This is a genomic window from Roseateles sp., assembly GCF_031397715.1.
Taxonomy (GTDB): Bacteria; Pseudomonadota; Gammaproteobacteria; order Burkholderiales; family Burkholderiaceae_C; genus Paucibacter_A.
The window spans coordinates 1-8,631 of sequence record NZ_JANNMI010000245.1; the positions used below are offsets into that span (position 1 = coordinate 1).

Genomic DNA, 8,631 nt, shown 5'->3' on the forward strand with positions numbered 1-8,631 from the left:
GGCAAAAACGTCGCCAGGCCGATGAAGCCGCCGAATGTCACGGCGTAGATCAGGCTGAAGGCCCAGCCGTCCTTTTCATACAGGCAGGCGATGTGCTGCTTGAAAGTTGCGTGCTTGTCGCGGTCGTCGGGTTCTTTGGCAAACACGATCATCACGACCATGGGTATGCTGATGGCCACTGCCGCAATGGCGTATACCGTGACCCAGCCGAAAGCCTGCGCCAGCGGCGGCGCCACCAGTACCGACACGGCCGTGCCGACATTGCCTGCGCCGACCAGACCCATCGCCAGGCCTTTGTGACGCGCGGGAAATGAGCCCGATCCCAGCGACAGGGCGACGCCGAAGCTGGCGCCGGCAATGCCCAAGAGCACGCCCATCTTGAGCAGATCGTTATAGCTGTCGACCATGAAGAAGCCGTACAGCATCGCCACGGCGATCAGGCCCATCTCGACCAGGGTGGCGTTCTTGCGGCCGATGTACTGGGACAGCACACCGAGCGGGAAGCGCATCAGCGCGCCGGCCAGGATGGGGATGGACAACATCAGGCCTTTTTGTGCCGGCGTGAGGCCATAGGCCTCGCTGATGAAGGGTGCCAAGGCGCCGTTCAAGACCCAGATGCAGCAGGAAAAGGCGAAGTACAGGAAGGCGGCAAACAGCGTCGGGCTGTGGCCCGAGCGCAGAAAGGTCTTTACGAATCCTGTAGACATGATGATTTCTTCTTGAAACGCAAAAAGGCCGCGTCAAGCACCGAGGCTTGGCGAGGCCGTTGAAAAACGATGAGCGCCGCCCAAAAGGCACGCTGCGATGATTGCGGGCCGGGGCGCCGCGGGGTGCAGCGCTTCGTTGCGCCGCAGCAAAAGCCATGCAATCGCCATGCCAGCTTCGGCCCGAGCCCGGTCTGATTTATGCTGCGACGCTCAAATCCACTCGCTCGCCGCCCCGACTGCGCCCATGAACACTCCGCCGGACACGGCCGACCCGGCTACCCATCTGCTGCTACTTTGCCCGCCCGAGGCAGGGTGGCAAGCACTTGCGACCCCACTGGCCGCGCTCGGCTGCACCGTCAGCGCCCCGCTGCAGCGCAACAACTTGGTGCATCGTGCACTCGAACCGTCACCGCAGGCGCTCTTGCTATGGGCACCCGAGGCCGCTGCGGTCGAACCCTTGCTGGACGATTTGGCGCATTTGAAGAGCCCGCTGCCCATCGTCTGCGTGGCCGCTAGCGCCAGCCCGGCGCAGCGTCGGCGCGGCTTGAGCCTGGGCGTGCAGGTCTGGCTGGAGCAAATGCCGACGCCCGCCGAGCTGCTGCTGCAGCTGCGCTGGGCCGGTTGGCAATGGCAGAAGCAGGCCGCGCTGCAGACCCAGCTCGACGAGCGCAAATGGACCGACCGCGCCAAGGGCTTGCTGATGGCTGCCCAAGCGCTCGATGAAGCCGGTGCGTATCAGTTGCTGCGGGCGGCGGCGATGCAAACCCATTTGCGCCTGGGCGAGGTGGCGCGGTCCTTGGTAGAGGCGGCCCAGCAGGCCGAGGCGCTCAATCTGGCCGGCCAGCAGCGCATGTTGTCGCAGCGCCTGGTCAAGCTGCTGGCGCAGCGCGCGGCCGGCATCGAGGTGCGCCGCGCCAAGGTCTTGCAGGACGAATCGCGCGACCGCGTCGATGCCAACCTGGCGCGGCTGCGGCAGCTGGTGACGGCCGAGCAGCAAGCGCCGCTGGCCGCGCTCGATGCTGTGTGGCTGCTGCTGCGCGGCTTGCTGGTCGGCAAGGCCGATGCCGGCGTGTTGCAGCGCGCCGATGCGGCGGCCGAGGCCTTGCTGCAGTTGTCGGAGGAGTTGGCCGCCACGATAGAAAACAGTGGCGGCGCGGGCAAGCCGCTGCGCCTGGTCAATCTGTGCGGGCGCCAGCGCATGCTGAGCCAGCGTCTGGCCAAAGACGCCTTGCTGGCCGACCTGTTGGCCGGGCGCGAACCGGCCCTGATCGCGGCCGGCCTGGACCAATTCGAGAGCGGGCTCAAGGAGCTGGAAGCGGCGCCACTGACTAACGCCGAGATTCAGCTGTCTCTGGCGGCAGTGCGCGAGGAATGGCGGCGCCTCTTGCGCAGCCTGCGCGATGTGCAAGGCCCGGAAGCCGCCGCCGGCCTGGCCCGCAGCAGCGAGTTATTACTGACGCATCTGGACGGGCTGACGGGGCAGTATCAGCAGAGCTTGCAGGTGCTGTTGGGGTGAGGGGCGGCCTGCCTGGACAAGGGCTGGAGCCGCACGGCGCTGGCGTGGCAGATCAAGTATTTATCCCTTTCATCCCGTTCATCCAGACTAGAAAATTCTTTCGGGCCTACCAAATCGAGTCTGGCCTTGCAAAAGCTTGCCGAAGGCTCGCGCGAGCAAGAAACTGAGCCAGGATGGAGGGGATAGAGGGGATGGGCGCAAGGCTCCATCTCATTAGTTTTGGTGAAACTCTCTGAAGAAGGAGGGTCGGCCTCCGAACCCATCAATAGCCAACTCTTTCGATCAATCGCGAGCGGCCGTATCGCGTTCTTGAACGCGTTGTTGTCCACCGGCACGCGCGCGTCGTTCAAGGGAGGTTTTGCATGATTGCAAGACCTGATCCCGGCTGTGCCTTTGGGAAATTAACGACTAGAGACTTGACCCTCGGCTCTCTGCCGACTAAAGACTTGACCCTCGGCTCTCTGCCCCCATTTCGGCAACGGGCAGCGGGCAACGGGCAACGGGCAACGGGCAACGGGCAACGGGCAACGGGACGATACCCCCATGAATATTGGCGTCGCAACGCATTGACAGTATTTTTCTCATGCCGTCATAACAAGCCGACAAAAGTAACAGATGGGCTTGGCGCTTGATTCAAAGGGTAAACCCGCTTTATTTCGCCTCGGAGGCGTCAATCAATATTGAATTCGATAGCCTCTGCCTTGCGCTATTCCGACCGTCCGCTCGGCAAACAAAATTCAACGCTCCGGTCGGCGCCGACTATAGCGCTACACCACGCCACGCCCTGTCAAGTATTCATCCCTTTCATCCCCTTCATCCAGGCGGGAAATTCCCCAGGCCGATCAACTCAAGCTTGGCCTCCTTGCCAAAAGCTTCCAGACGGCGCGCGAGCAAGAAATCACCCGCCATGGTCTTTAAAGCAGCGGCCACTTGACCTTTCAAGCCGGCGGCAAATACTTGTCCAGTAGTTCTTGCACCGCATCGGCCTGCAACACATCCCTGCGGCGCTTGAGGGCTTCCCGATCGGGTTGCTTGGCCATCCAGCGTTTGAATGCGACAAAGGTGGCGGGGTGCACCGTGCTCATGCGCGCCATGCTGCCGTTGCTGGCCACGATCACGGCAGAAAACCCGGGCGAATCCAGCAGCACGTTGGCGCGGCGCGCCTGAACCACCCAAAAATCATCGTCCTCGCCGCTGAGTTTGATGGGGTGCGGATCGTCGTGCGCGCGCTCGCGGCGGATGATGTCCACCTCAAAACCGTCTTTGTTGACGGCGGTGTATTGCTGACTTTTTCGGATTCGAAATGTGCTGTCCACCTTCTTCAGCACGCCCAGCATGGAGCTGTCCAGCTTGGCAAGCTGGGTCGAGAAAAGGATGCGCTTTCGGGTGTCCCACAGCAAGTCCATATCGCGCGTGGCCAGTGCGTCCGAATCCAGGCGCACCCCAGCGGTGGCTTCATAGGCGTAAAGCGCATGAGTACCGACCACGCGAAAATGCGGGCTCAAATGGGTACTGGCCAAGCGGCCCAACAGCGCCACCACCAACGGATCCACCCGGCCCACGCGCAGGGCACGGTTCAAGCGTTGGTGCTGCTCCAACGCGGCTTTGAGGCCGGCCACGCGTTCTGCACTTTCACGCTTGCGCTGGGTGAAGCGCTCGTAAATAGCTATGTTTTCTGGCGTGCGCGAACCCAGGCTGGTTTCGGCCCCAGCGGGGGTGGTGCGCACCAGGTATTTGGCGTCGGGTGCAGACGCAGGGCCTGCATGCCAGTACATGCCGCCGCGCACATGGGCGGCGTCCTCTTGGGCTTCTTCCAAGGCCTCAAAGGTGGCAACGGCATCGATGTACTGGCGTGCGATGGTGGCGCTGGTTTCTAGCATTTCGGTATTTTATGTAATTTATTAAATTAATACCGAAAATTCATTTAATTCAACAGCTTATGGCTATTTCACGGCGCATTTCAGAGGGTTTTTTCTGAAGCAGGTTTTGCCTCTTCCATGAGTTGACCTGCCTATCTTGCCGCCGTAATTGACCACGTCATCGGCATTGAAGTCGAAAAACGGCGGCCGCAAAATTGCCGCCGGAAAGGTGATGGCATTGAAGCTGGGGCTGCAGGACGCATTGACCGTCTGGGGCGTCATGTCCCACTCTTGGCAGTCCACAGGCTTGCCGGCCTTAGCGACCGGGCACTGGCGACCAAGGCCTGCATGCGTGCTTTGTGCTCGGGCGAAGATACCGCGCCGCAACGAGCTGGCCCACACCCTCGCCTAGTGCAACATTTCGACCGGCGTGCCGCTCCGCACACCGCTGAGTCTCGCCGCCATGTTTCTCCTTTTCAGGATTGGCGATTCGGCAAGTGACCGGGACCTCACCAAACGAGCCAAGACAGAGCGAGGACCTTCACTCTGAGGCGCGCCGAGGTCCGCTAGCAGGGTGACGAGGAGGCGTTATGAGCGAGGATGTCTCCAACGAAGTGTTCATTTGAGTGAGCGGGTACCCCGCTTTCTCCATGCAGTAAATGTAGTTTGACTGATTGATACCGACCGGGACATCAAAGGTCTGGTGGCTGAACCCACTGACGACAAAGACTTGCTGCTTAGACGCAGCAAATGCGCGGCATTTGTGATGCGTTGTTTGCTGGTCGTACTCCGGACCGCCTGCTGCCTCCTGAGGCCCTGAAGCACAGGCCACCAAAAGAGCACTCATTGCAAAGAACATACCAACAACTTGAGGCGAAAGGGTCATTTGATTTGGCCAACAGCTAGCGTTTATCTGCCGCCGCCAGCCTGAGTTGCAAGGCTTGCTGGCAATGGGGATTGATTCGAGCTGGCGGCAAACATGACGCCGATTATGTACGGTAGGTAGGCAAGTCCATAAACGCCGACCGGCGCTCGCTACAAAACGAAGCTTCAATGGCGCCAAAAACCTCAGCGTCAAAACGCTCATGGCTGAGCGATGTTCAACCTCAGCATCAGCGTCAACGGATGCACCGGCGACGGCTGAAAACCGTAATGCGCGTAAAACGCCCCGGCGCGCTCGTGCAGCGCATGGACCAGCAGCGCCCGCACACCGGCGTTCTCGGCCACCGCCAGCGCCCGCTTGACGGCATCTTGCAACAGGGCGCCGCCCAGCTGGATGCCCTGAGCGCGGCGATCGACCGCCAACCGAGCCAGCACCAAGACCGGCACGGGATCGGGCATATTGCGCCGCACGGCGCTGCTGGCCAGCTGGTGCGCGACGGCGCCCGCGGCCACGGCGTAGTAGCCGACCACACGCCCGTCTTGATCCGCCACCACGAACGTGCGGCTGGTGCCACTGAACTGGTTGCTGATGGCGCGGCGCTTGAGCCAGTCGTCGAGCATGGTTTCGCCGCAGTCAAAGCCGTCCAGCAGCTGGCTGGCCAGCAGCGGCTGCGGCGGCTGGAGCTGCAGGCTCATGTCATGCCTTGACGGGAGCCCAGGGTGCCGTCACGGCCAGCAGGCGCTCAAGCCCCGGGTTGTGAGCCGGCGGGGCGTCGAGCAGGGCCGTAATCTACTGGAATTTGTCGGCGTCCAGCTCGCAGATAACCTGATCCAGCAAGGCCGAGGCACGGTCGATCAAGTCGCGCTGCTCGGGCAAGGCCCGCAGATTGTTGATGTCGGCGTCGCGCATGGTTTCATTCTCCTTTTCGGGTGCTCAGTTGCGGCACAAAGATCAATCACACAAGCTGCTGCCATCAAGGCATTGGACAGCCACTTCAGCCCCGCGCAATTTTTACACCCACTACAACAAGCAGCCTTTGAGGCTGCGCACTGCCGGCCCGCAGCGCCGCCCGGCTTGACCCGGCGGAGGCGCTGGCCCGGCGGTGATCAAGCCGCCTTCTCGACCTTGGCGTGGCGGGTGTAAAGGAAGTCGATCACGCTCTTGCGGGCCGCCAGATAGCGGGCGTTGTCGGCCAGCTCGACCCGGTTGCGTGGCCGCGGCAGATCGACGCTGAGGATCTCGCCGATGCTGGCCGCCGGCCCATTCGTCATCATCACGATGCGGTCGCTCAAGAGCACCGCTTCGTCGACGTCATGCGTCACCATCACCACCGTGCTCTGCGTGGCGGCGACGATCTTCAGCAGCTCGTCCTGCAGGTGCGCGCGGGTCAGCGCATCAAGCGCGCCGAAGGGTTCGTCCATCAAGAGGACCTTAGGACTCATGGCCAGCGCGCGGGCGATGCCGATGCGCTGCTTCATGCCGCCGGAGATCTCGTGCGGGCGCTTGTGCATGGCATGGCTCATGCCGACCAGCGCCAGCGCGGCCTCGGTGCGCTCAACCAATTTCGGCTTGGCCTCGCGCCCAGCGAACACCGACTCAACGCCCAGATAAACGTTCTCGAAGCAGGACAACCAGGGCAAGAGCGAATGATTCTGGAACACCACCGCGCGCTCCGGCCCAGGCTCGGTGATCTCGCGGTTGTCGCACAGCAGCACGCCGCTGGTCGGCAGCAGCAGGCCGGCGATCAGGTTCAGCAGGGTCGACTTGCCGCAACCCGAATGGCCGATCAGCGTGATGAACTCGCCGCGCTGCACCTGCAGATCCACCCCGGCCAAGGCGTGGAACGAGCCTTTGCGGGTGTTGAAGACCATCTCGGCCGCCTGCACTTCAATGAAGTTCTTGGTTGTACTCATTGCATCAGTCCTCGAAAGAGAAGCGTTTGGCCACCGCGATCAACGACCATTCCAGCGCCAGACCGACGATGCCGATGACGAAGATGGCGATGATGATGTGGGCCACATTGAGGTTGTTCCACTCGTCCCAGACCCAGAAGCCGATGCCGACGCCGCCGGTCAACATCTCGGCCGCCACGATCACCAGCCAGGCGGTGCCGACCGACAAGCGCACGCCGGTCAAGATGTAAGGCAGCACGGCGGGCAAGAGGATGCGGGTGATCACCTTCCATTCAGACAGCTTCAAGACCCGCGCCACGTTCAGATAGTCCTGGGGCACACGCTGCACGCCGACCGCCGTGTTGACCACCATCGGCCAGATCGAGCAGATAAAGATGGTCCAGATCGCGGCCGGGTTGGCGCTCTTGAACACCAACAAACCGATCGGCAGCCAGGCCAGCGGCGAGACCGGTTTGAGCAGGCTGATCAGCGGCGAGATCATGCGGTTGGCGAACTCGAACCTGCCGATCACAAAACCCAAAGGGATGCCGACCAGCGCCGCCAGGCCAAAGCCCAGACCCACCCGTTGCAGCGAGGCCAGGATGTTCCAGCCTATGCCTTGGTCGTTCGGCCCGTTGCTGCGGAACGGGTCTGCGAACAGCTTGACGGCGGCATCGAAGGTGGCCGCCGGGGTTGGAAAGGGCCCGCCTTTTTGTGTCGCCAAGCCCCAGAGTCCGATCAACAAGGCCAGGCCGAGCACCGGCGGCAACACGCGCAACCAGATGCCGCGCCAGTCGACCGGAGTCCGTGCAGACTTTGGTTTAGCTTGGCTACTCTGCGGCTTCGCAACAGGCGGCTTGATCAACTCGATGCTGACGTCGCGCGGCGAATGGAATACGGCACTGACCATGATGATGAACTCCTCAGGCTTTGACTTTGAAGGCGTCGGCGTACTTGGCCGGCGCACTGCCGTCCCAGACCAAGCCGTCGATCAGCTTGGCACTGCGCATCGGCGACGCCGGCAGATTGACCTTGAGCGCGCTGGCTGCTTCCTTGTACAAATCGATCTGGTTGATCTGCTTGGCCACCGCCAGATAGTCCGGGTGGTCTTTCAGCAAGCCCCAGCGCTTGTGCTGGGTCAGGAACCACATGCCGTCACTCAAATACGGGAAGTTGACCTGACCGTCATTGAAGAACTTCATGTGGTTGGGGTCGTCCCAGGTCTTGCCCAGGCCATTCTGGTAACGACCCAAAATGCGCTGGTTGATCGCATCGACGCCGGTGTTGAGATAGGCCTTCTCGGCGATGGTGTCGGCCATCTTGAGCTTGTTCTGCAGGCCGGCGTCGATCCAGCGGCCGGCCTCCAAAACGGCCATCATCACGGCGCGCGCGGTGTTCGGGTATTTTTTGACGAACTCGCCGCTGCTGGCCAAGACCTTCTCGGGATGGTCGCGCCAGATGTCCTGCGTCGTCACGGCGGTGATGCCGATACCGTCCATGATGGCGCGGTGGCCCCACGGCTCGCCGACGCAGTAGCCGTCCATGTTGCCGACGCGCATGTTCGCCACCATCTGCGGCGGCGGCACGGTGATGACCTTGGCGTCCTTGACCGGGTTGATGCCATGCGCGGCCATCCAGTAGTACAACCACATCGCGTGGGTGCAGCCGGCGCTCGGCGCCGGGGTCGCCTCGCGGAAGACGCCTGCCCCCCTCTTCAACTCCCTCAAGAGCCTCGCCACGCACCTGGTCTTCGGCCTGGGGCTCTACCTCGCCG

General features: G+C 62.2%; 7 protein-coding genes and 3 pseudogenes. 2 read left to right on the top strand and 8 right to left on the bottom strand.

The genetic code is table 11. The features are described from left to right. On the bottom strand, positions 1-707 hold a 707-nt coding region (locus tag RMO57_RS10645; protein WP_310386439.1), incomplete at its 3' end, for an MFS transporter. A 244-nt stretch (positions 708-951) separates the two neighbouring features. On the opposite strand from RMO57_RS10645, the gene RMO57_RS10650 reads away from it, so the two are divergent. Continuing rightward, positions 952-2,223: a type IV pili methyl-accepting chemotaxis transducer N-terminal domain-containing protein gene (locus RMO57_RS10650; protein WP_310386441.1), complete on the top strand. Its 1,272-nt coding sequence runs from the start codon at positions 952-954 to the stop codon at positions 2,221-2,223. Between the two features lie 254 nt (positions 2,224-2,477). On the opposite strand, the pseudogene RMO57_RS10655 reads toward RMO57_RS10650, so the two are convergent. From RMO57_RS10655 to RMO57_RS10685, 7 genes and pseudogenes are all read right to left on the bottom strand, one after another. After that, positions 2,478-2,567, bottom strand: a pseudogene (locus RMO57_RS10655) (IS66 family transposase); the annotation flags it as partial. A gap of 594 nt (positions 2,568-3,161) precedes the next feature. Continuing rightward, the gene (locus RMO57_RS10660) at positions 3,162-4,103 is read right to left on the bottom strand and encodes a GSU2403 family nucleotidyltransferase fold protein (RefSeq protein WP_310386443.1); all 942 of its coding nucleotides are present in this window, start codon (positions 4,101-4,103) and stop codon (positions 3,162-3,164) included. 141 nt (positions 4,104-4,244) lie between these two features. Continuing rightward, a pseudogene (locus tag RMO57_RS10665) lies at positions 4,245-4,406 on the bottom strand (M13-type metalloendopeptidase); the annotation flags it as partial. Positions 4,407-5,165: 759 nt separating this feature from the next. Further along, on the bottom strand, positions 5,166-5,660 hold the full coding sequence (locus tag RMO57_RS10670) for a GNAT family N-acetyltransferase (RefSeq protein ID WP_310386444.1): 495 nt from the start codon (positions 5,658-5,660) through the stop codon (positions 5,166-5,168). A gap of 411 nt (positions 5,661-6,071) precedes the next feature. Further along, complete coding sequence (locus RMO57_RS10675) at positions 6,072-6,878, bottom strand: ABC transporter ATP-binding protein (protein ID WP_310386446.1); 807 nt, start codon at positions 6,876-6,878, stop codon at positions 6,072-6,074. Between the two features lie 4 nt (positions 6,879-6,882). Next, positions 6,883-7,767, bottom strand: coding sequence for a nitrate ABC transporter permease (gene ntrB, locus RMO57_RS10680; RefSeq protein ID WP_310386448.1), 885 nt, complete (start codon positions 7,765-7,767; stop codon positions 6,883-6,885). 13 nt (positions 7,768-7,780) lie between these two features. Continuing rightward, a pseudogene (locus RMO57_RS10685) lies at positions 7,781-8,518 on the bottom strand (CmpA/NrtA family ABC transporter substrate-binding protein); the annotation flags it as partial. Here RMO57_RS10685 and RMO57_RS10690 point away from each other — a divergent pair. Then, positions 8,517-8,631 (top strand): DUF2938 family protein (locus RMO57_RS10690; RefSeq protein ID WP_414896405.1); only part of this gene is annotated, 115 nt, incomplete at its 3' end. The pseudogene RMO57_RS10685 and the gene RMO57_RS10690 overlap by 2 nt on opposite strands.